The sequence below is a fragment of the Sulfitobacter delicatus genome (assembly GCF_900102535.1).
Lineage (GTDB): Bacteria > Pseudomonadota > Alphaproteobacteria > Rhodobacterales > Rhodobacteraceae > Sulfitobacter > Sulfitobacter delicatus.
Window position 1 is genome coordinate 164,549 of record NZ_FNBP01000005.1, and the last position, 19,065, is coordinate 183,613.

A 19,065-nucleotide genomic window follows, 5' to 3' on the forward strand; every position below is an offset into this window, starting at 1 on the left:
CAAAGAGTTATGATTTAGGTATAATAATACCCCAAAAATTTACACGCTGATCTGCTCCGGTGGGTTGTCCAGCAAGCAGCGCAGCCGTTGCATCGCCGCCTCGAAGGACTTGAGCGAGACATGGGCGTTCACAGCAATCCGCACCGCATGGGGCGCACGGCCATCGCGCAAGGCAAACTCATCAGCCGACCGGATCTGCACCCCCTGCGCCTCTGCCGCGCGGCAAAAGCCCGCAGCGCGCCAGCCGGGAGGCAGTTGCAGCCAGAGGAACGGCACATCGCGCGAATAGCGCAAGTCATGCCCGCCAAGGTGGTTCACCGCGATCTGGACATATTCCGCCAGCCGTTCGCGGATATTGGCACAGATCTGTTTCATGCGCGGATCACTCAGCAGGATGCGCGTCGCTTCGGCCAGAGGGCGCGACAGGCCAAAGTAGCCATATTCCGCCACCCGCCGCAGGTCCGCCGACCGCCCCGCCGGGGCCAGCGCGAACCCCACCCGCAGCGCAGGCGTCAATTCTTTAGAGATCGAAGAGACATGCCAGACATGCTCTGGCCAAAGCGAGCGATAGCTCGGCGCGCGGGCTTCACCCATACGGTAGCAATCGTCTTCCAGTATCTCCAACCCATGCCGCTGTGCCACCTCCAGCAGTTCGCGCCGCCGCGCAAGGCTGGTGTGGCTGCCTGTCGGGTTATGGACCTCGGGCGTCGTGCAAAAGACCTGCGCTCCGCTGTCGCGTGCAGCCTTGTCCAACGCTTCGGGGATGACGCCGTGCTCATCCATCGCCACGCCGACCACCTCAGCGCGCAACACTTCGGCGGCGCGGCGGAACCCGGCATAGGAGAGGTCTTCGACCAGCATTACCGGCTTCGGCCCCGACAGGATCGCTTGCAAAACCAATACAATGCCGCTCTGCCCGCCGTGAGACAGGACAACATCCCGCTCGCTCACCGGACCCAGTGACAGATGCGCCATCCAGTCGATCACCGCTTGCCGCACGGGCGCATAGGCGTCGCGGGTCGGGTAGTTCATAAAGTCCTCGCCCGGCCCATCCGCCACCTGCCGCAGCGCGTTGCGGATAACGGCGATCTGACCCATGTCCGGCAATCGCGGGCTAAAGAGGCTCACGGCATTGGTCTCGGCGACTTCAAGCTCCTTGATCCAATTGCCCTGCTCGCGGTTCCACACGTCCTCGCGAATGGCGGCCTGCGGCGGCGCCACGAAAGTACCGCGCCCAACTTCGGCTTCCAGCAGCCCCTCGTCGGTCAGGATCGTATAGGCCCGCGCCACGGTGCCCGGCGTGATGCCCAACTGCCAAGCCAGCTCGCGCACCGGGGGCAGCTTATCGCCCACTTGCAGCGCCCCGCTCTCGACCCCGTCGCGGATGGTCTGGGCCACCAGCTTGTACTTCGGCCCCTGCCCTTCGCCAAGCTTTGGCTGCCAAATTGTACCCATTACAATATTCCTATGGTCAAATTGTATCGCGCTTTGTACCTTAGTCTTGTAGATATTATACAAATTGTGTCAATACAATTCAGGAGATTCCCCATGACACAGGCACGCCCCTTGAGCGCCGATGCGATGACTTTAATGACATACCGTGCGTTGCCGGTCCCTGCGATGATCGCCCTGCGCTTTGCGGCCGCCGTGACCACATGGGCGACCCGCCGCCGCACCCGCCTCTCGCTCGCGTCGCTTGAGCCATGGCAGTTGCAGGATGCGGGACTGACACCGGAACAGGCCTCCGAGGAGGCGTCCCGTGTGTTCTGGCAGGCGTAACTTCCCTGTGGCGTAGGCCAGACCTCTTCCTTGGGCCGGGTTTTCCCCGGCCCTTTTTTTGTGGTCACTGAGGGCCATCGCCTACCCGTGGGTCGGCGATCCACCAGCCGATGCTGCCACTTTATCTCTCAACTGTGATGTGCGCTTTCGAGGGTGAGCCAAGCCTCGCCAAATCGCCTACCCGCCCGAACGGGCAGGCAATGGCCCGGCGCCTGCGGCTTGATTCCGGGCCGGGTTGCTACGCCTTCACCGGCGGAATCGCATAGGTCAGACTCGCCCGCGCCACCGGCTTATCCGACCCTTCCGAATAGATCAGCACATCCGTCACCGACAACTGCCGCCCCAGCTTCAACAGCTTCGCCTTGGCAATCAAATGCACATCCGCCAGCGGCTTGCGCATAAAATCGATCGAGCAATTCGTCGTCACCGCCAGTGCCTGCGGCCCGATCATCGCCAGCGTCACCAGATAAGCCGCCACATCCGCCAGCGCGAACATCGACGGGCCCGACACCGTCCCACCGGGCCGCAGGTGCCGCCGACCGGTGAGCAGACGCATGGTGATCTCATTCTCGGCCACATGATCCACCGCGAAATCATCCGCCACCTGATCAAAGACCTCGCGCATGAACGCTTCCAACGCCTTAGCATCCATCTTGACGGCCATACTTGTTCTCCCTGCTTGCCTCCGCGTAACGTTGGCGTGACCAGCTTGGGAGGGCAAGGTGACAATTCTTGACGTTACGGCACAAGGGCCGATCACCCATCTGCGCATGAACGCGCCCGAACGGTTGAACGCCCTCTCGGACGAAATGATCGCCGCCCTGCACAGTCAACTCGACACACTGGCCGAAGACCGCAGCACCCGTGCCATCATCCTCTCGGGCGCGGGCAAAGCCTTCTGCGCGGGCCACGACCTGCGCCAAATGACCGCCATGCGCCAAGCCGAAGATGGCGGCGCCGCGGCCTTCAAAGACCTCTTCGACCGCTGCGCCGCCCTGATGGCCCGCATCCAAAACCTGCCCCAGCCCGTCATCGCCCAAGTTCATGGCATCGCCACCGCCGCCGGCTGCCAATTGGTCGCCACTTGCGATCTGGCCATCGCCGCCGAGGACACGCGCTTTGGCGTCAACGGCGTCAACATAGGCCTTTTCTGCGCGACCCCCATGGTCGCCCTCACACGCAACATCCCGCGCAAACAAGCCTTCGAAATGCTCACCACCGGCGAGTTCATCCCCGCCCCCCGCGCCGCGGAACTGGGCCTGATCAACCGCGCCGTGCCCGGTGACCAACTCGAGACCGAAACCCAAGCCCTCGCCGAAAAGATCGCCGCCAAACTCGGCTCTGCCGTCACCCACGGCAAGGGCGCTTTCTACGAGCAACTCAATCTGCCCACCGCCGAAGCCTATGCCTTCACCGGCGATGTCATGGTCCGAAACATGCTCGACGCCAACACCCGCGAAGGCATCGACGCATTCCTGGAAAAGCGCCCCCCGGAATGGACCCAGTGATTGTTTCCAAAAGCGCGGCGCACTGTTGCAAATTGACTGCTGGCAAATCTGGCGAAATTGGGGCAAAGATAGGACAAGGCCACAGGCTTGATGCTTTTGGGTCGCCGCCAGCGGAAGGTCCCTCCGGGTCAGCTCTCACTGACCGACCATCCCCGCAGCGGCGACCCCAAAAGCATCCCTCCTGAGCACCCTCCGCCCCCTGTTGCCCATTGCGCGCGCGGCTGCCCTGCCCTACATCGCCCCCATGACAGATACATTGCACATCATCGGCGGCGGCATGGCCGGATCAGAGGCCGCCTGGCAGGCCGCAAACGCAGGCGTCAACGTGGTGATCCACGAAATGCGCCCCAAGGTCGAAACCTTCGCCCACCAAACCGGGCTTCTGGGCGAGATGGTCTGCTCCAACTCCTTCCGCTCGGACGATGACGAGCAAAACGCCGTCGGCCTGCTGCATTGGGAAATGCGTGCAGCCAACGGCCTGATCATGGCCTGCGCCGACAAAAACCGCCTGCCCGCAGGCGGCGCGCTGGCGGTGGACCGTGATCCCTTCGCGCAGACCGTCACCGACACGCTGCTCACGCACCCCAACATTACCGTCGAATACGGCGAGATTACCGAACTGCCAAAAGACGGCAAATGGATCATCGCCACCGGCCCGCTGACCTCTGGCGCACTGGCCGAAGCCATCGCCGCCGAGACCGGCGCCGAGGCGCTCGCCTTTTTCGACGCCATCGCGCCCATCGTCTATTTCGACAGCATCGACATGTCCAAAGCCTGGATGCAGTCGCGCTATGACAAGGGCGAGACCGAGGAAGAGCGCACCGCCTACCTCAACTGCCCGATGGACAAACAACAATACGACGACTTCATCGACGCGCTGCTCGAGGCCGAGAAAACCGAGTTCCGCGAAGGCGAAACCGCGGGCTATTTCGACGGCTGCCTGCCCATCGAAGTCATGGCCGAACGCGGCCGCGAGACCCTGCGCCACGGCCCGATGAAGCCAGTGGGCCTGACCAATCCGCACCAGCCGGACGTCAAAGCCCATGCCGTCGTGCAGCTGCGCCGCGACAACAAGCTCGGCACGCTCTACAACATCGTCGGCTTTCAGACCAAAATGAAGTACGGCGCGCAAACTGATGTTTTCAAACGTATTCCCGGCTTGGAGAACGCCCGCTTTGCCCGCCTCGGCGGCATCCACCGGAATTCTTTCATCAATTCGCCGACACTGCTCGACGACCAAATGCGCCTGCGCAGCCAGCCCAACATTCGTTTTGCCGGACAGATCACCGGCGTCGAAGGCTATGTCGAAAGCGCCGCCATGGGCATGCTCGCAGGCCGCATGGCCGCCGCCGAAATCAAAGGCGGCAGCCTGCCGACCCCGCCTGACAGCACCGCCATGGGCGCGCTGATCACCCACATCACCGGCGGCGCGGATGCGAAAACCTTCCAACCGATGAACGTGAACTTCGGCCTCTTCCCCCCGGTCGAAGGGCTGAAATCAGGCCGTCGCGGGCGCAAGGACCGCTACAAGGCCTATACCGACCGCGCCAAGGCCGAGTGGCAGAACTGGCTCGATCAGGGTTAACGCTGGACGCTCAGGCCCATCCCCCATAGTTTAGGGGGATGACAGAGCGATACATCGACAGAGCCTACGCCGCCCGCGACCCTGAAGAGATCCGAGAGATCTACGAGGGTTGGGCCGCCACCTATGAGAGCGACATTACCGCGCAAGGCTATGCGACGCCCGAGCGCGGTGCGGAAACCTTGGCCCAGTTCATGGCGGACAAAGATGCGCCCATCCTCGACATGGGCTGCGGCACCGGCCTTTCTGGGGTCGCGCTAAAAGCGGCAGGTTTCACCACGATTGACGGGGCGGACACTTCAGCCGCGATGCTGCAGGAAGCAGGAAAAAAATCGATATACCGCAATCTCTTACAGGTCGAACCTGATGAAGATCTTCCCTTCAGAGCAGGCAATTATGCCGCAATTACCGCCATCGGTGTGATCGGCCCCGGCGCGGCCCCGATCTCCCTTTTCGACGCGCTCATGCATAAATTAACCAAAGGCGGCAAGCTGCTGTTTTCGTTAAACGATCACGCGATGGTCGATAGTGGAACCCTCGGCATGATCCACGAATGGACCGACTGCGGCGCAGCCTTGCTGCTTTCTAGCGAAGACGGCCCGCACCTACCCGGCATGGACTTGAACGCCACCGTATATCTTATTGAAAAGAATTGACCTTTACCACACGCTTTGCCCCATCGCCAACCGGGCCGCTCCATCTCGGACACGCCTATTCTGCGCTGCTGGCCTTTGAGATGGCCAAGGCCGAGGGCGGTCAGTTCCTCCTTCGCATCGAAGACATTGACCAATCTCGCGCCCGCGCACATTGGGAAGCGCAGATCTACGATGACCTCGCTTGGCTTGGCCTTGAATGGCCCCAGCCCGTCATGCGTCAATCAGATCGCATGGCCGCCTATCAGACGGCCTTAGACGCACTCTGGGACCGTGGCTTGCTCTATGCCTGCGCCTGCAAACGCCGCGACATCCTTGCAGCCAGCAGCGCGCCGCAGGAAGGGGCGGAACCGGTGTTTGGCCCCGATGGGATCGTCTACCCCGGAACCTGCCGCCATGCAGGACACCCTCGTGAGGCGGGCGCCTTGCGTTTGGACATTAGAAAGGCGCTACAAACACTTGAGGGAAAAGAATTAAACTTCGTCGAAGGAGGTAGCGGCCCCGAGGGAGAAAGCGGAGCTATTCCCGTTTCAAAGGACCTGCTGATCAACCATGTCGGCGACGTCGTCTTGGCGCGGCGGGACATGGGGACGTCCTATCACCTCTCAGTGGTGCTCGATGACGCCGCACAGGCCGTCACCCATGTCGTCCGTGGGCGTGACCTTTTTGAGGCAACCTATATCCACATCTTGCTGCAAGCACTGCTCAGCCTGCCGACCCCGCACTATCACCACCACCAATTGATCCGCGATGAGACGGGCAAACGTCTGGCCAAACGCGACGACGCCCGCGCCATCGCGCTCTATCGCGAGAATGGCTCGACGCCGCGAGATATCCGTGATATAATAGGCCTTTAGACGGCGACGTTAAACTTCTGGCGACATCAGTTCGACTTCTTCGCCACCTTCCACCGCAGTGTAAAAGCAGCTGCGCCGCCCAGTGTGGCAGGCGGGTCCGGTTTGATCCACCAGCACCAGAAGGCAATCGCGGTCACAGTCCACCCGAAACTCCACCAGCTTCTGCACATTCCCGCTGGTCTCGCCTTTAACCCAAAAGGCCTGCCGCGAGCGGCTCCAATAGGTGACCTTGCCGCTCTCTAGCGTCCGCGCCACGCTTTCGGCGTTCATCCATGCCATCATCAAGACTTCATGGGTCTCGGCATCCTGCGCAATGGCAGGAATAAGGCCCGCATCGTTGAACTTCAGGCTTGCAGGATCGAATGGCATGGGGCACCCCCTGAGAAATATTTGCATCTGCGTCTGCGGCGCTTATGTAGGGTTTTGATACGAAAAGGAACAGCCATGTCGGATGAGACGGACCTCATCAAGCTCTACTCCGCGCGCATTCTGGCGCTGGCGGCAGACATCCCGCATCTGGGCCGCATGGAAGACCCTCAAGCCAGCGTAAAGCGCCGCTCGCCGCTCTGTGGCTCCACGGTGACCGTGGACGTGCGCATGGAAGACGGCCATCTGGCCGAGATGAAGCAGGACGTGAAAGCCTGTGCCTTGGGCCAGGCCGCTGCCGCCGTCGTGGGCGCCGCCGCGCCTGGCAGCACCTCCGCTCAGGTCACCCGTGCGCGCGACCAGTTGCGCGCCATGCTCAAGGGCGAAGGCCCCGCTCCCGAAGCGCCCTTCGACGGGCTTGAGGTCCTGACCCCTGCCACGGCCTACAAAAACCGCCATGCCTCGATCATGCTCAGCCTTGAGGCGCTAAATGAGGCGATGCAACAGGCCGAAGCGCCGGCGGGCATTAGCGAATTGTAAGCAAAATCGTGACAAAGGCTTTGGGAGCTTTTCTTTCCCGAGGTTTCCATGACTTTGCACAGCCCGCTTCGCCCATCGCCGGATTTGGACCGTCTGGCAGACTCCGCCGCCGCACTGGGCTACGAAATTGTCGACATCGTCGGCTTTCTCGACCTCGTTGAACTACACGCTCGCAACCAGCGCGGCTTGCTGAGCACGCTGGGGCAAAGCGCCGGGGATGTCATCGCCGCCAACGGCGACGTGCGTCAACGGGTTGAGGCCTTGGGCGCGACCTCGGAACAGGCGCTGCGCGAGGTGCAATCCTCGGTCGGGATGGTCCGCACCGCGGGTGGCAAAACGCGGGACGTGGCGGTTTGGGTCAAGGCGCTGGCAGATCGCACCGATGCGGTGGGCGAAACCTTAAAAGCGGTCAAGGCCAACAACAGCCAGATCGCCCAGATTGCGACGCAGGTTAACACCTTGGCGATTAACGCCAAAATCGAAGCGGCGCGGGCTGGGGAAGCAGGGCGTGGCTTTGCCGTGGTGGCCGATGCGATCAACGATCTGTCGCAGAAGACGCGGACAGCAGCCAAGCAGATTTCCGAAAACATCGAATCCCTCACCGGCTGGATCGACGATCTCGGGCAAGAGGCTGAGACAGTGGCCGATGACGCGGGTCAGGTGCTGGATACGTCGGCGGAGACCGACACCGCCCTTGGCAGAATGGAAAGCACGATCCAAAGCGAGCACGAGCAAACCCTGCGCATTGCCAGCAGCGCAGAACGCGCGCAGTCGGCCTTGGTTCAGTTGCAGCCTGCCGTGCAGGACATCGACGCCACGGTGCGCGAAACCTCGGACGGGATAGAGACCGCCCATGCGCGGATGCTAAAGCTGATCGACGCCTCCGAGCATATCGTTCAATCAGTGGCGAGCCTCGGCGGCACATCGGTCGATGCGCCTTTCATCGCCTATGTGCAGAAGACCGCGCAGGCGATCTCGGATGCCTTTGATGCCGCGATGGCCCGGGGGGAGCTTTCGGACACGCAGTTGTTCGACCGACAATATCAGGAAATCAGGGGCAGCGCCCCCGCGCAGTTCACCACCCGCGCGCTTGGCTTTCTCGACCAACTGCTGCCGCAGTTTCAGGAACCTGCGCTGGACTTCGACAGCAAGGTGGTCTTTTGCGCCGCGGTGGATGTGAACGGGTATTTGCCCACCCACAATCGCGTTTTTTCGCAGCCGCAAGGCAGCGACGTGGTCTGGAACACCGCGCATTGCCGCAACCGTCGCATCTTTGATGACCGTGTGGGGCTGAAGGCCGGGCGCAACACTGAGCCCTTCCTCTTGCAGGTCTATCGCCGTGATATGGGCGGCGGGGAGTTCCGTGTGATGAAAGACCTCTCTGCACCGATCTGTGCAGGCGGGCGGCACTGGGGCGCGTTGCGACTGGCCTATAGCCGCTGATCCCACTGCACAAAAAAACGCCGCACATCCAAAGGGATGGCGGCGTCAGTCGGCATAACTCATGTGGGACCCACGTTGTCGGCAAAGCCGACGGACAGGCATGTCGGTGCATCAAATTGGGACGGATGCAATCTGACAACGCGGCATGAGAGCCTGAGGCAACTCAGACAAAGGCGGGCAGATGTAAGCCAACCACCAACATTACGATCAAAGCTGCCGCACCTGCGGCGTCCTGAAGCAATGTATCCTGCGACCGTGCCGCGATGGATTTGAGTGTTTGGAATGTCATCATCTGCTCACCTCCTCTTTGTTGCTCCTTTGTTCTCATTTACCACGTATTAAGTAAAGAACTTTTTGAGAACATTCGCGAACAAAAAGGACGGAAAGCATCTAACCTACTGATATTAAACGGATCGCCTCATCCTGCCGCATAAGCCAGAGAAGCAAACGCACGGCCTTGCCTCGTGCTGTCTCAAGCGTGGGATCATCGGCCAAGAGTTTGCGCGCATCTGATTGTGCTACCGCCATCAGCCCCGCCTGCCGTTCCAGATCCGCCACCCGAAAACGCGGCACGCCGGACTGCGCCGTGCCGATCAGATCGCCCGTGCCGCGCATTTGCAGATCGGTTTCGGCAATGACGAACCCATCCTCAGATTCGCGCAGCACTTCCAGCCGCTGCCGCCCCGTGTCGCTGAGCGGTGCTTGATACATCAGCAAACAGGTCGACGCCCCCTCCCCGCGTCCGACCCGGCCCCGCAACTGGTGCAACTGCGCAAGGCCGAAAATCTCGGCCCGTTCCACCACCATGATCGTCGCATTGGGCACATCGACGCCAACTTCGATCACCGTGGTCGCAACCAGCACCTTGGTCTCGCCCGCTTGAAAGGCGCGCATCGCCGCGTCCTTGTCCGCCGGAGGCATCTGACCATGGACCAGCCCTACGACCCCCTCACCAAGCGCAGCACGCAGACGTTTGAACCGGTCTTCCGCGGCGGTCAGATCGCTGACCTCGCTTTCCTCGACCAGCGGGCAAACCCAATAGCATTGCCGCCCCTCGCTGATCGCATGGCGCATCCGGTCGATGACTTCGTCCATCCGTCCGGTCGACACCAGCGCCGTGCGAATGGGCTGCCGCCCGGGCGGCTTTTCGTCCAGCACCGAAACATCCATATCGCCATATTGCGCCAAGGCCAGACTGCGCGGGATCGGCGTCGCGGTCATCACCAGCACATCGGCCAAACGCCCCTTGCGACCCAACTCCAGCCGCTGCCGCACGCCAAAGCGGTGCTGTTCGTCCACCACCGCCAACCGCAGATCGGCAAAGGCGACATCCGCCTGAAAGACCGCATGGGTGCCGACAAGAACCTGAATATCGCCGCGCTCAAGCGCTTCGAGTTTGGCCCGCCGCTCGCCACCCTTGTCGCGCCCGGTCAGAATTTCCAGCACCACGCCCGCCTGTTCCGCAAGCGGTTGAAGCCCCATGAGATGTTGGCGCGCGAGGATCTCCGTCGGCGCCATCAGCACCGCCTGTCCACCGGCCTCAACCGCACGCAGCAGCGCCATAAAGGCCACCAAGGTCTTCCCCGCGCCGACATCGCCTTGCAGGAGACGGTTCATCCGCGTCTCCTGCGCCATATCGGCGGTGATCTCTTCAATCGCGCGCCGCTGCGCCCCGGTGGGACTGTAGGGCAAAGCATTTAGTACCTTGCGCTGCAACGCGCCGTCGCCAAGGCTAACACGCCCTTTCTTACGCCGCTCATGCTGACGGGCCAGCGCCAAGGTCACCTGATGCGCCAGCAACTCATCATAGGCGAGCCGTTCGCGGGCGGGGGCTGTTGCGGTGAGATCAGTGGCATTCTGCGGATCATGCGCCGCCTGCGCAGCCGCGGCAAAATCCGGCCAGCCTGCCTGCGCCACTTGCCCCGGATCTGCCCATTCGGCCACCACCGGCAGCCGCGTCAGCGCACCGCGCGTGGCTTTATACATCAGCTTTTGGGTCAGCCCCGCAGTCAGCGGATAGACCGGCTCGAAATCGGGTATGTCGCCTGCCTGATCCTCCGGCAGCGCGAATTCCGGATGCACCATCTGCGCCATTCCATCAAACAACTCGACCCGGCCCGAGACAATGCGGCGGCTGCCTTCGGGCAGTTGCTTTTGCCAATAATCGCCGCGCGCATGGAAAAACACGAGCTGAAAACTGGTCTGCGCGTCTTCGACATTGATCCGATACGCCCCGCCGCGGTTCTTGGCGTGACGGTGCGGCCCGATCGTCACCGCCACAGTCAGCGTCGCGGGCAGCACCGCGTCCTTCACCGTGTCACGCAGGCGCCGGTCAATGCCGGAATGCGGCAGGGTAAAGATCAAGTCGCGCGGCGCCTGAATGCCCATCTGCCCAAGCAATTGCGCCGTCTTCGGCCCCACGCCTTCCAAAGTCTCCAACCCCGCGAAAAGCGGGAACAACTGTTCCGGACGACCGCTCATTTGCCGTCGATCAAGGCCAGCCAGCCGTCCTCGTCCAAAGTCTCGATGCCCAGATCAGCAGCCTTCTTGGCCTTTGACCCCGCCCCGGGCCCCGCGACCAACAGATCGGTTTTGGCACTCACCGAGCCCGAGACTTTCGCCCCTAACCGTTCGGCCCGCGCTTTGGCTTCGGCACGGCTCATCTTCTCCAGCGTACCGGTAAAGACCACCGTCTTGCCCGCCACCGGGCTGTCCGCCGTGTCAGGCCGCTCCGCCGGAATGACCGTTAAATGGGCCACCAACCGGTCGATAGACGCACGCTCCGCCTCTTGCGCGAAGGTGGACACAAGCGAGCCCGCCATAACGCTGCCAACCCCGTCGACCCCGATCAAATCATCCCAAGCCGGACCGCTAAGCCCGCGTGCGTCAGCCATTGCGGCCTCAAAACTGTCCCAATCGCCATAATGCAGCGCGATCAGGTTCGAGGCTGCTTCGCCTAAATGACGGATGCCAAGAGCGAAAAGCAGCCGTGACATCGGGATTTTACGCTTATCATCAATGGCCTCAAACAGCTTATCCGCCGACTTCGGCCCCCAGCCTTCGCGGTTCTTCAACTGCTGCACACCAGTCCCGTAACGATCTTTCAGGGTAAAAATATCCGCAGGCTCCGCGATCCAGCCGTCTTGATAAAATTGCTCAACCTGCTTTGCGCCCAGCCCTTCGATATCAAAGGCACCACGGGCAACGAAATGCTTCAGCTTCTCAACTGCCTGCGCGGGGCAAATCAAACCGCCCGTACAGCGCCGCACCGCATCGCCCGGCTCGCGGATCGCGTCCGAGCCGCATTCGGGGCAAGTGGTGGGAAAAATAAAAGGCTGCGCATCATCAGGTCGCTTCGACAGGTCCACGTCCGCCACTTTCGGAATCACATCCCCCGCGCGGTAAATCTGCACCCAATCGCCGACCCGCACATCCTTGCCGCCGCGAATTTCGGCACCCTTACTGTCCAGCCCCTTAATATAGTCCTCATTGTGCAGCGTCGCGTTCGACACCACGACCCCGCCCACCGTGACCGGCTGCAATCGCGCCACTGGCGAAAGCGCCCCGGTGCGGCCCACCTGAATGTCGATCGACTCAAGCCGGGTCCAGGCCAATTCGGCGGCAAATTTATGCGCGACGGCCCAACGCGGCGTGGTCGAGCGGAAGCCGAGCCGGTCCTGCAGCGCCAGATCGTCGACCTTGTAGACCACGCCGTCGATGTCATAGCCAAGCGTGGCGCGCTGTTCTTCGATCTTTTCGTAATGCGCGATCATCTCATCCGGGCCATCGCACAGCGCGGTCAACGGGTTGGTCGCAAATCCAAGCGCTTCAAGCCGATCAATTGCGCCCTTCTGCGTTTCGGCCAAAGGCGCCGAAAGCGCCCCCCAAGCATATGCAAAAAAGCGCAATGGCCGCGCGCGGGTGATCTCGGCGTCCAACTGGCGCAGCGATCCGGCGGCGGCATTGCGTGGGTTGGCAAAAGTCTTTCCACCAGCCGCCGATTGCCGCTCGTTCACCGCAGCGAAATCGGCGTGGCTCATATAGACCTCGCCGCGCACCTCAAGCAGGTCCGGCGCGTCTTTTAACTCATGCGGAATATCAGCAATCGTGCGGGCATTGGCGGTGACATTCTCACCCACCGCGCCATCGCCCCGCGTTGCGGCCTGAACCAAGACGCCCTTCTCATACCGCAACGACAAAGAAAGCCCGTCGATCTTTGGCTCGGCGGTATAGGCAAGATGCGCCTCCGGACCGAGCCCAAGATATTTCCGGATCCGCGCATCGAATTCCGCGACTTCTTCAGCATCAAAAGCATTCGCCAAAGACAACATCGACACGGCATGGCGGACCTTCGAAAATCCCTCCGCCACCGGCGCGCCGACCTGTTCCGAGGGGCTGTCGCTGCGCTTAAGTTGAGGAAACCGTGCCTCAATCTCCGCGTTGCGCCGTTTCAGCGTGTCATATTCTGCGTCAGAAATCTCAGGGGCATCGTCCGTATGATAGGCCGCGTTCGCTTCTGCCAGCACCTCGGCCAGCCGCGCAAGCTCCGATTTCGCCTGGGCCTCGTCCAACGCTTCCACTTCGATCTGAGATGTCACGACCTGCCCTCGGATATTGTCACCTTGGGGTTAGATAGGTGGCCATCCGGGGCAGGTCTAGCGATTTCAGGCCATCAGGCGCTTGCAGCGAGGTTCATCGACGCAGGCTCAGGATCACGGAGCACATAGCCCCGCCCCCAGACCGTTTCGATATAGTTCTCGCCCCCGGTCGCGAGGCTCAGCTTCTTACGCAGCTTACAAATAAAGACATCGATGATCTTCAACTCGGGCTCGTCCATACCGCCATAAAGGTGGTTGAGGAACATCTCTTTGGTCAGCGTCGTGCCCTTGCGCAGGCTCAACAATTCCAACATCTGATATTCCTTGCCGGTCAGATGCACCGGATTGTCATTCACGCTGACCGTCTTGGCATCAAGGTTCACGGCGATCTGCCCCGTCTCAATCACCGACTGCGAATGCCCCTTGGAGCGTCGAATAATCGCGTGGATCCGCGCCACCAGCTCTTCACGGTGGAAGGGTTTCGTCAAATAATCATCCGCACCAAAGCCAAAGCCGCGTATCTTGTTCTCGGTGTCATCAGCGCCCGACAGGATGAGAATCGGTGTCTCGATCCGGCTGAGCCGCAACTGCCGCAGCACCTCATGACCGTTCATATCCGGCAAATCGAGGTCAAGCAGGATCAAATCATAGTCATAAAGCTTCGCCAGATCGATCCCCTCTTCCCCGAGGTCCGTGGCGTAGACGTTGAGATTCGCATGGGTCAGCATCAGTTCAATGCTGCGCGAGGTCGTAGGGTCATCTTCAACAAGCAGTACACGCATTCGGGTTCTCCGGCTCAACAGGGGGCGATTAACGTGATCCTGAGCAAAAAAGGTTAACTACCCGTTACCGATACTGATCAAGCTATCACAACAACCTAAAGTTGTCTATACTTCTGTAGCGCAGTGGCCTTCAGCGCAGCCTCTCCATGCTCCGTAACTGCCCGCAACCATTCCATAAATTCACCATCGCTAATGCCATAACGCTCCAGTGCTTCGGACTGTGTGATCAACCCATAGACCACCCCGCGCACCACCGCCGCTTTGCGCGATGCGACCCAGCGGCGTGTTTCCGGCGGCGGGAGATCGGCGCGCGACATAACGCTGCCGTCCGCCAATGTGACGGACCGCGGGCCGTCGACTTTTTTCAGGTACATCACATTATCCGCCATTGCTTTGGCGTCTTAATGCCCCCATCTGCCTTAACGGGGGGTGAAGCTGGCCCTTGTGACTAACTCGCATTTTCCTATATTCCCCCACAAACCCCCGGAGACCGCCATGCCCCTCGATCAGACCCCGCCGCTCAATTCGCTTGGATTCGCCAAAGCCCCCGCCGATACGCGGGTGGTCGTGGCGATGTCTGGCGGTGTGGACAGCTCGGTGGTGGCCGCGATGCTGGCCGACGAAGGCTATGACGTCGTGGGCGTCACGCTTCAGCTCTATGACCACGGCGCCGCGCTGGCCAAAAAAGGCGCCTGCTGTGCGGGTGTCGACATCCAAGACGCCCGCCGCGTGGCCGAGGAAATGGGCTTTCCGCACTATGTACTGGACTATGAAAACGTCTTCAAAGACGCGGTGATCGACGAATTTGCCGACAGCTACCTTGGCGGCGCAACCCCCGTGCCCTGCATCCGCTGCAACGAACGCGTAAAGTTCAAAGACCTGCTTGAGACCGCGAAGGATCTCGAGGCCGACTGCATGGCCACCGGCCATTACATCCAGCGCAAGATGGGCGAAAACGGCCCGGAACTACACGCGGCCGCCGACGGCAACCGCGACCAGAGCTATTTCCTCTTCTCCACCACCGAAGAGCAGCTCTCCTACCTGCGCTTCCCGCTGGGCCATCTGCCGAGCAAGGACGACACGCGCGCCTTGGCGGCGAAATACGGGCTGGTCGTGGCCGACAAACCTGACAGCCAAGACATCTGCTTTGTCCCCAATGGCGACTATGCCTCCGTGATCCGCAAACTGCGCCCCGAGGCCGCCGATCCGGGCAATATCGTCGATACCGACGGCAATGTGCTGGCGACACATGAGGGCGTGATCCACTACACCATCGGCCAACGCCGCGGCCTCGGCATCGGCGGTCTGGCCGATCCGCTTTATGTGGTGAAACTGGATGCCGAGCGCAAAGAAGTCGTCGTCGGCCCGAAATCCATGCTCGCCACCCGCAAAATCCCGGTGCGCGAGATCAACTGGCTGGGCGACGCACCACTGATGTCACAGGCCGAATGGCCCATCGCCGTGCGCGTGCGCTCTACCCGCCCGCCGCGCGATGCCATCCTGCGCCCGATCTCCGAGACCGAAGCCGAGGTCGAACTGCTGACTGCTGAAGAAGGCGTCTCCCCCGGCCAAGCCTGCGTCTTCTACGACCCCGAAAGCACGCGCATCTTCGGCGGCGGCTGGATCCACCGCGGCTGATCTCTTTTTGGCCAAAAATACTTTGGGGAGTTTGAGGGGCAACGCCCCTCAATCATCTTATATAGAAATGCGCGGTACGCGCCCCTTCAAAGCCGCGCCAAGACCGCCCGCGCCGCCCGAAGCCCCGGCGCCTCACCGCCCTGCCCCAAACGCTCCATCGTCAGTGCCATCGCGTCCTTCTGCGCGCCGGGCGCGCGCAATACACGTAAGACGCCTTCCGCAATCGGACCGGGCCGGCAATTCGCGCCGATGAACTCCGGCACGGTGCGACTTTCCGACACCAAATTAACCAGCGTCACCGTATCCACCCGCAACATCCGTCCGATGATCTGACGGCTGATCCAACTCATGTCATAAGCGATCACCATCGGCGTGCTCACAGCGGCCAATTCCAATGACACCGTCCCGGACGCCGCCAAAGCCACATCCGCCGCCCGAAACGCCGCACGTTTGGTCGCGGCGAACACGTCCGCCTCCTGCTCACGCGGGTCCAGCACCACGGGCTTGCCCGCCCAATTGCGTGTCGCCTGTTTGACCAGCGCCGCCACGGGGGAAGCCGCAGGCACCACCACGCGCAGCGACGGCTCCGCCTCGACCAACCGCGCCACGACCTGTTGGAACACCGGGGCCAACCGGGTGACTTCACCCCGACGTGAACCGGGCAAAACCAGCAACATGGGCGCGTCGCTCAGGTGATGTTCCGCGCGAAAGGCTGCGGCCTCGGCATCATCGGCCAAAGGTTCGGCCACCACCGGGTGCCCGACAAAATCGCAGGCCATGCCCGCAGCTTCCATATAGGGCGGCTCGAAGGGGAAAAGCGCCAACACATGATCGACGTAGCGCGCCATCTTCTCGGCCCGGCCGGGGCGCCAAGCCCAAACGGTGGGGGCTACGTAATGCACGGTGCGGATGTTGGATTTCTCCTTCACCTTCCGCGCCACGCGCAGCGAAAAATCCGGGCTGTCGATGGTGATCAGCACATCCGGCGCGGTGTCGATCACCGCCTGCGCGGTCTCGTTGATCCGGGCCATGAGCGCGCGGTATTTCGGCAGGATCTCGGCCAGACCCATGACGCTCAACTCGTCCATGTCAAAGCGGCTTTCCAGCCCCTGCGCCATCATCTGCGGCCCGCCAATGCCGTCGAAGGTCAAATCGGGGCGCAATTCCTTCAACCCCGCCATCAAAGCGCCGCCCAAACGGTCGCCCGACGGCTCTCCGGCGAGGATAAACACCTTCATGCCACGTCTCCCCGCACCCAAAGGACCAGCCCCAATTCATCCGCCAGCGCCGCGCAACGCTCTTGCTCCAGCACGATGACCCCCTCAGCGGCCACCACAACCCCGGCAAGCCCCGCCGCATGGGCGGCGCGCAGCGTGTCCGGCCCGATGGTCGGCAAATCAATCTCGCGCAACTGGCCGGTCTTTGGCCCTTTGCACAGCACCGCACGCGCCCCGCGCACGCGCTCAGGCAGACTTGCCAGCAGGTGATCCGTGCCACCGATGGCCTCGATCCCATAGACCTGCTCACCGCCGATCACACAGGCCTGCCCGATGTCGAGCGCCGCAAGCCCCCCCAGCACCGCCGCCCCGCGCGCGGCGTCCCGGCGCATCTGGTCGTCAGGCTGGGCAGCCGAGAGCACCCCGGCGGTGACCACCAGCCCCGGCACCAGCGCATCGGCACCAACTACCGTCAGCCCATGCTCTTCGAATATCGTCTTGATCACCTCAAGCGCACCATTGTCGCCTGACGCCAGCGCGGCCTGAAACTGCGGCACCAGCGGCGCGGTGCGTGCATCCAGCCGGGCCGGGTCCAACTGCGGGCGGTCAATCGCGCCGCAGAGGCAGACCTCATTAATCCCGGCAGCGGTCAGATGCGCGAGCAGGCTGCCCAAGGTCTCCAACCGGAACGTCAGGTCCGCCTTCAGCCCCTTAGGGTCACACCCTTCATAGACGCAAACCAAAGGCGGCTCGGCCTGCGCCGCCGCCACCCGCGCGGGCAAAGACCCGCGCCCGGCGATCAGCGCGAGGGTCATTTCGGGGTCAGAAAATGGCGACCCGTGTCGGCCATGACGAAATCGGTGATCTGGCGCACATAGTCGCTCTGGGTTTCATCCGCCAAACGTTTCGCCCGGTCCGAGAATGTCCCCTCGCCCTGCGCCAACATCTGAAACGCGGCCCGCAGCGCGGTGATATCTGCCCGCGACACGCCTGCACGCTTAAGGCCCACAAGGTTCAGCCCATCCAGATCGCCCCGCGGCGCCTGCACCAGCCCGTAGGGGATCACATCATTGGTCACCATCGTGACGGCACCAATAATCGCGCCCTGCCCGATGCGCACCCACTGGTGAATGCCCGACAAACCGCCGATGATGACGTCATCCTCAAGCACACAATGCCCGGCCACGGCGGCGCTATTCACCACAATCACCCGGTCGCCCACAATCGCATCATGGGCAATGTGGCAGCCCGCCATGAACAGCCCGTCGTCGCCCACACGGGTCACGCCGCCACCGCCCTCGGTGCCGCAGTTCATCGTGACATGCTCGCGGATGCGATTGCGCTCGCCAATGACCAGACGGCTGGCCTCGCCCTTGAACTTCAGGTCCTGCGGGATCTCGCCAATCACCGCGAAAGGAAAGATCACCGTGCCCGCGCCAACCTCAGTCCGGCCCGTGACGACGACATGGGATTTCAACTCCACATCGGCTTTCAGCACGACCTCCGGGCCGACCAGACAGAAAGGACCAACCTTCGCCGAAGGGTCGACCTGCGCGCCCTCCTCGACCACGGCACTGGGGTGGATATTGCTCATGCCGCGTCCTGTGGCAGGTCCATCATCGCCATGAACTCGGCCTCGGCGGCCATTTCGCCCTCAACCGTGGCCACACCGCCAAATTTCCAGATCTTCGCACCGGGTTTACCGCGCAGGGTCTTGAGATCCATCCGCAGCACATCGCCGGGGCCGACCTTGCGGCGGAACTTACATTTGTCGATCGACATGAAGTAAATCAACATGTTGCGGTCTTCCATGCCAAGGGCGGCACCAACCATGACGCCTGCGGTCTGGGCCATCGCTTCAACAATGGTCACACCCGGCATGATCGGCGTGCCGGGGAAGTGACCCTGAAAATGCGGCTCGTTCATGGTGACGTTTTTATAACCAACAGCCGATGTGGTGCCGTTGATTTCTTCAACCTTGTCGACCAGCAAAAACGGGTAACGGTGCGGCAGAATGCGCTGGATCAATTGAATATCGGCGCGCAGCAACTCTTCGGTCATGGACTGTCCTTTGTCTCAGGGGCTACCCGAATGGCTACCAA

General features: G+C 61.9%; 20 protein-coding genes. 8 read left to right on the forward strand and 12 right to left on the reverse strand.

The window, feature by feature from the left end; translation table 11 throughout:
• Positions 1–39 precede the first annotated feature (39 nt).
• Positions 40–1,455, reverse strand: coding sequence for an aminotransferase-like domain-containing protein (locus tag BLS57_RS11140; protein WP_093742234.1), 1,416 nt, complete (start codon positions 1,453–1,455; stop codon positions 40–42).
• A gap of 93 nt (positions 1,456–1,548) precedes the next feature.
• On the opposite strand from BLS57_RS11140, the gene BLS57_RS11145 reads away from it, so the two are divergent.
• Positions 1,549–1,779 carry a YjiS-like domain-containing protein gene (locus BLS57_RS11145; RefSeq protein WP_093742236.1) on the forward strand — a complete coding sequence of 77 codons (231 nt, stop codon included), beginning with the start codon at positions 1,549–1,551 and terminating at the stop codon, positions 1,777–1,779.
• Between the two features lie 238 nt (positions 1,780–2,017).
• Here the strand turns inward: BLS57_RS11145 and BLS57_RS11150 are convergent, their stop codons facing one another.
• The gene (locus BLS57_RS11150; RefSeq protein WP_093742238.1) at positions 2,018–2,443 is read right to left on the reverse strand and encodes a PaaI family thioesterase; all 426 of its coding nucleotides are present in this window, start codon (positions 2,441–2,443) and stop codon (positions 2,018–2,020) included.
• A gap of 58 nt (positions 2,444–2,501) precedes the next feature.
• Between BLS57_RS11150 and BLS57_RS11155 the strand changes: the two genes are divergently transcribed.
• From BLS57_RS11155 to gluQRS, 4 genes are all read left to right on the forward strand, one after another.
• Positions 2,502–3,287, forward strand: coding sequence for an enoyl-CoA hydratase (locus BLS57_RS11155; protein WP_093742240.1), 786 nt, complete (start codon positions 2,502–2,504; stop codon positions 3,285–3,287).
• A 244-nt stretch (positions 3,288–3,531) separates the two neighbouring features.
• Positions 3,532–4,872: a methylenetetrahydrofolate--tRNA-(uracil(54)-C(5))-methyltransferase (FADH(2)-oxidizing) TrmFO gene (gene trmFO / locus BLS57_RS11160; RefSeq protein ID WP_093742375.1), complete on the forward strand. Its 1,341-nt coding sequence runs from the start codon at positions 3,532–3,534 to the stop codon at positions 4,870–4,872.
• A 38-nt stretch (positions 4,873–4,910) separates the two neighbouring features.
• Complete coding sequence (locus tag BLS57_RS11165) at positions 4,911–5,525, forward strand: class I SAM-dependent DNA methyltransferase (RefSeq protein ID WP_093742242.1); 615 nt, start codon at positions 4,911–4,913, stop codon at positions 5,523–5,525.
• On the forward strand, positions 5,522–6,379 hold the full coding sequence (gene gluQRS, locus BLS57_RS11170) for a tRNA glutamyl-Q(34) synthetase GluQRS (protein WP_093742244.1): 858 nt from the start codon (positions 5,522–5,524) through the stop codon (positions 6,377–6,379). Before BLS57_RS11165 ends, gluQRS begins: the two co-directional genes overlap by 4 nt.
• A 9-nt stretch (positions 6,380–6,388) precedes the next feature.
• On the opposite strand, the gene hisI is transcribed toward gluQRS, so the two are convergent.
• Positions 6,389–6,748: a phosphoribosyl-AMP cyclohydrolase gene (gene hisI / locus BLS57_RS11175; RefSeq protein WP_093742246.1), complete on the reverse strand. Its 360-nt coding sequence runs from the start codon at positions 6,746–6,748 to the stop codon at positions 6,389–6,391.
• 75 nt (positions 6,749–6,823) lie between these two features.
• On the opposite strand from hisI, the gene BLS57_RS11180 reads away from it, so the two are divergent.
• The gene (locus BLS57_RS11180) at positions 6,824–7,285 is read left to right on the forward strand and encodes an iron-sulfur cluster assembly scaffold protein (protein ID WP_093742248.1); all 462 of its coding nucleotides are present in this window, start codon (positions 6,824–6,826) and stop codon (positions 7,283–7,285) included.
• Between the two features lie 48 nt (positions 7,286–7,333).
• On the forward strand, positions 7,334–8,728 hold the full coding sequence (locus BLS57_RS11185) for a methyl-accepting chemotaxis protein (RefSeq protein WP_093742250.1): 1,395 nt from the start codon (positions 7,334–7,336) through the stop codon (positions 8,726–8,728).
• A gap of 163 nt (positions 8,729–8,891) precedes the next feature.
• On the opposite strand, the gene BLS57_RS20050 is transcribed toward BLS57_RS11185, so the two are convergent.
• The 5 genes from BLS57_RS20050 to sciP form a co-directional block, all read right to left on the reverse strand.
• Entirely contained in the window at positions 8,892–9,020 is a 129-nt protein-coding gene (locus BLS57_RS20050) for a hypothetical protein (protein WP_279626449.1), read from the reverse strand.
• Positions 9,021–9,118: 98 nt separating this feature from the next.
• Positions 9,119–11,209: an ATP-dependent DNA helicase RecG gene (gene recG / locus BLS57_RS11190; protein ID WP_093742252.1), complete on the reverse strand. Its 2,091-nt coding sequence runs from the start codon at positions 11,207–11,209 to the stop codon at positions 9,119–9,121.
• On the reverse strand, positions 11,206–13,326 hold the full coding sequence (gene ligA / locus BLS57_RS11195; protein WP_093742254.1) for an NAD-dependent DNA ligase LigA: 2,121 nt from the start codon (positions 13,324–13,326) through the stop codon (positions 11,206–11,208). The genes recG and ligA overlap by 4 nt, the downstream gene beginning before the upstream one ends.
• Positions 13,327–13,400: 74 nt before the next feature.
• Positions 13,401–14,108: a response regulator transcription factor CtrA gene (gene ctrA, locus BLS57_RS11200; protein WP_093742256.1), complete on the reverse strand. Its 708-nt coding sequence runs from the start codon at positions 14,106–14,108 to the stop codon at positions 13,401–13,403.
• A 95-nt stretch (positions 14,109–14,203) separates the two neighbouring features.
• Positions 14,204–14,482, reverse strand: coding sequence for a CtrA inhibitor SciP (gene sciP, locus BLS57_RS11205; RefSeq protein ID WP_093742377.1), 279 nt, complete (start codon positions 14,480–14,482; stop codon positions 14,204–14,206).
• 121 nt (positions 14,483–14,603) lie between these two features.
• Here sciP and mnmA point away from each other — a divergent pair, with 121 nt between their 5' ends.
• Positions 14,604–15,746, forward strand: coding sequence for a tRNA 2-thiouridine(34) synthase MnmA (gene mnmA / locus BLS57_RS11210; RefSeq protein WP_093742258.1), 1,143 nt, complete (start codon positions 14,604–14,606; stop codon positions 15,744–15,746).
• Positions 15,747–15,832: 86 nt separating this feature from the next.
• Here mnmA and lpxB read toward each other — a convergent pair whose 3' ends face one another.
• The 4 genes from lpxB to fabZ are packed head-to-tail and all read right to left on the reverse strand — an operon-like array spanning position 15,833 to position 19,024.
• Positions 15,833–16,984 (reverse strand): lipid-A-disaccharide synthase, encoded by a 1,152-nt coding sequence (gene lpxB, locus BLS57_RS11215; RefSeq protein WP_093742259.1) that lies wholly within the window; start codon positions 16,982–16,984, stop codon positions 15,833–15,835.
• Positions 16,981–17,778, reverse strand: coding sequence for an LpxI family protein (locus tag BLS57_RS11220; protein ID WP_093742261.1), 798 nt, complete (start codon positions 17,776–17,778; stop codon positions 16,981–16,983). The genes lpxB and BLS57_RS11220 overlap by 4 nt, the downstream gene beginning before the upstream one ends.
• Entirely contained in the window at positions 17,775–18,557 is a 783-nt protein-coding gene (gene lpxA, locus BLS57_RS11225) for an acyl-ACP--UDP-N-acetylglucosamine O-acyltransferase (protein WP_093742263.1), read from the reverse strand. Before lpxA ends, BLS57_RS11220 begins: the two co-directional genes overlap by 4 nt.
• The gene (gene fabZ / locus BLS57_RS11230; RefSeq protein ID WP_093742264.1) at positions 18,554–19,024 is read right to left on the reverse strand and encodes a 3-hydroxyacyl-ACP dehydratase FabZ; all 471 of its coding nucleotides are present in this window, start codon (positions 19,022–19,024) and stop codon (positions 18,554–18,556) included. Before fabZ ends, lpxA begins: the two co-directional genes overlap by 4 nt.
• Positions 19,025–19,065: the final 41 nt, after the last annotated feature.

What these genes read in the sequence shown, in the direction of transcription:
- BLS57_RS11140 (WP_093742234.1), bottom strand. Translation starts at nt 1,455, where the DNA reads ATGGGTACAATTTGGCAGCCAAAGCTTGGCGAAGGGCAGGGGCCGAAG.
- BLS57_RS11145 (WP_093742236.1), top strand. Translation starts at nt 1,549, where the DNA reads ATGACACAGGCACGCCCCTTGAGCGCCGATGCGATGACTTTAATGACA.
- BLS57_RS11150 (WP_093742238.1), bottom strand. Translation starts at nt 2,443, where the DNA reads ATGGCCGTCAAGATGGATGCTAAGGCGTTGGAAGCGTTCATGCGCGAG.
- trmFO (WP_093742375.1), top strand. Translation starts at nt 3,532, where the DNA reads ATGACAGATACATTGCACATCATCGGCGGCGGCATGGCCGGATCAGAG.
- BLS57_RS11165 (WP_093742242.1), top strand. Translation starts at nt 4,911, where the DNA reads ATGACAGAGCGATACATCGACAGAGCCTACGCCGCCCGCGACCCTGAA.
- hisI (WP_093742246.1), bottom strand. Translation starts at nt 6,748, where the DNA reads ATGCCATTCGATCCTGCAAGCCTGAAGTTCAACGATGCGGGCCTTATT.
- BLS57_RS11180 (WP_093742248.1), top strand. Translation starts at nt 6,824, where the DNA reads ATGTCGGATGAGACGGACCTCATCAAGCTCTACTCCGCGCGCATTCTG.
- BLS57_RS11185 (WP_093742250.1), top strand. Translation starts at nt 7,334, where the DNA reads ATGACTTTGCACAGCCCGCTTCGCCCATCGCCGGATTTGGACCGTCTG.
- BLS57_RS20050 (WP_279626449.1), bottom strand. Translation starts at nt 9,020, where the DNA reads ATGATGACATTCCAAACACTCAAATCCATCGCGGCACGGTCGCAGGAT.
- recG (WP_093742252.1), bottom strand. Translation starts at nt 11,209, where the DNA reads ATGAGCGGTCGTCCGGAACAGTTGTTCCCGCTTTTCGCGGGGTTGGAG.
- ctrA (WP_093742256.1), bottom strand. Translation starts at nt 14,108, where the DNA reads ATGCGTGTACTGCTTGTTGAAGATGACCCTACGACCTCGCGCAGCATT.
- sciP (WP_093742377.1), bottom strand. Translation starts at nt 14,482, where the DNA reads ATGTACCTGAAAAAAGTCGACGGCCCGCGGTCCGTCACATTGGCGGAC.
- mnmA (WP_093742258.1), top strand. Translation starts at nt 14,604, where the DNA reads ATGCCCCTCGATCAGACCCCGCCGCTCAATTCGCTTGGATTCGCCAAA.
- lpxB (WP_093742259.1), bottom strand. Translation starts at nt 16,984, where the DNA reads ATGAAGGTGTTTATCCTCGCCGGAGAGCCGTCGGGCGACCGTTTGGGC.
- BLS57_RS11220 (WP_093742261.1), bottom strand. Translation starts at nt 17,778, where the DNA reads ATGACCCTCGCGCTGATCGCCGGGCGCGGGTCTTTGCCCGCGCGGGTG.
- lpxA (WP_093742263.1), bottom strand. Translation starts at nt 18,557, where the DNA reads ATGAGCAATATCCACCCCAGTGCCGTGGTCGAGGAGGGCGCGCAGGTC.
- fabZ (WP_093742264.1), bottom strand. Translation starts at nt 19,024, where the DNA reads ATGACCGAAGAGTTGCTGCGCGCCGATATTCAATTGATCCAGCGCATT.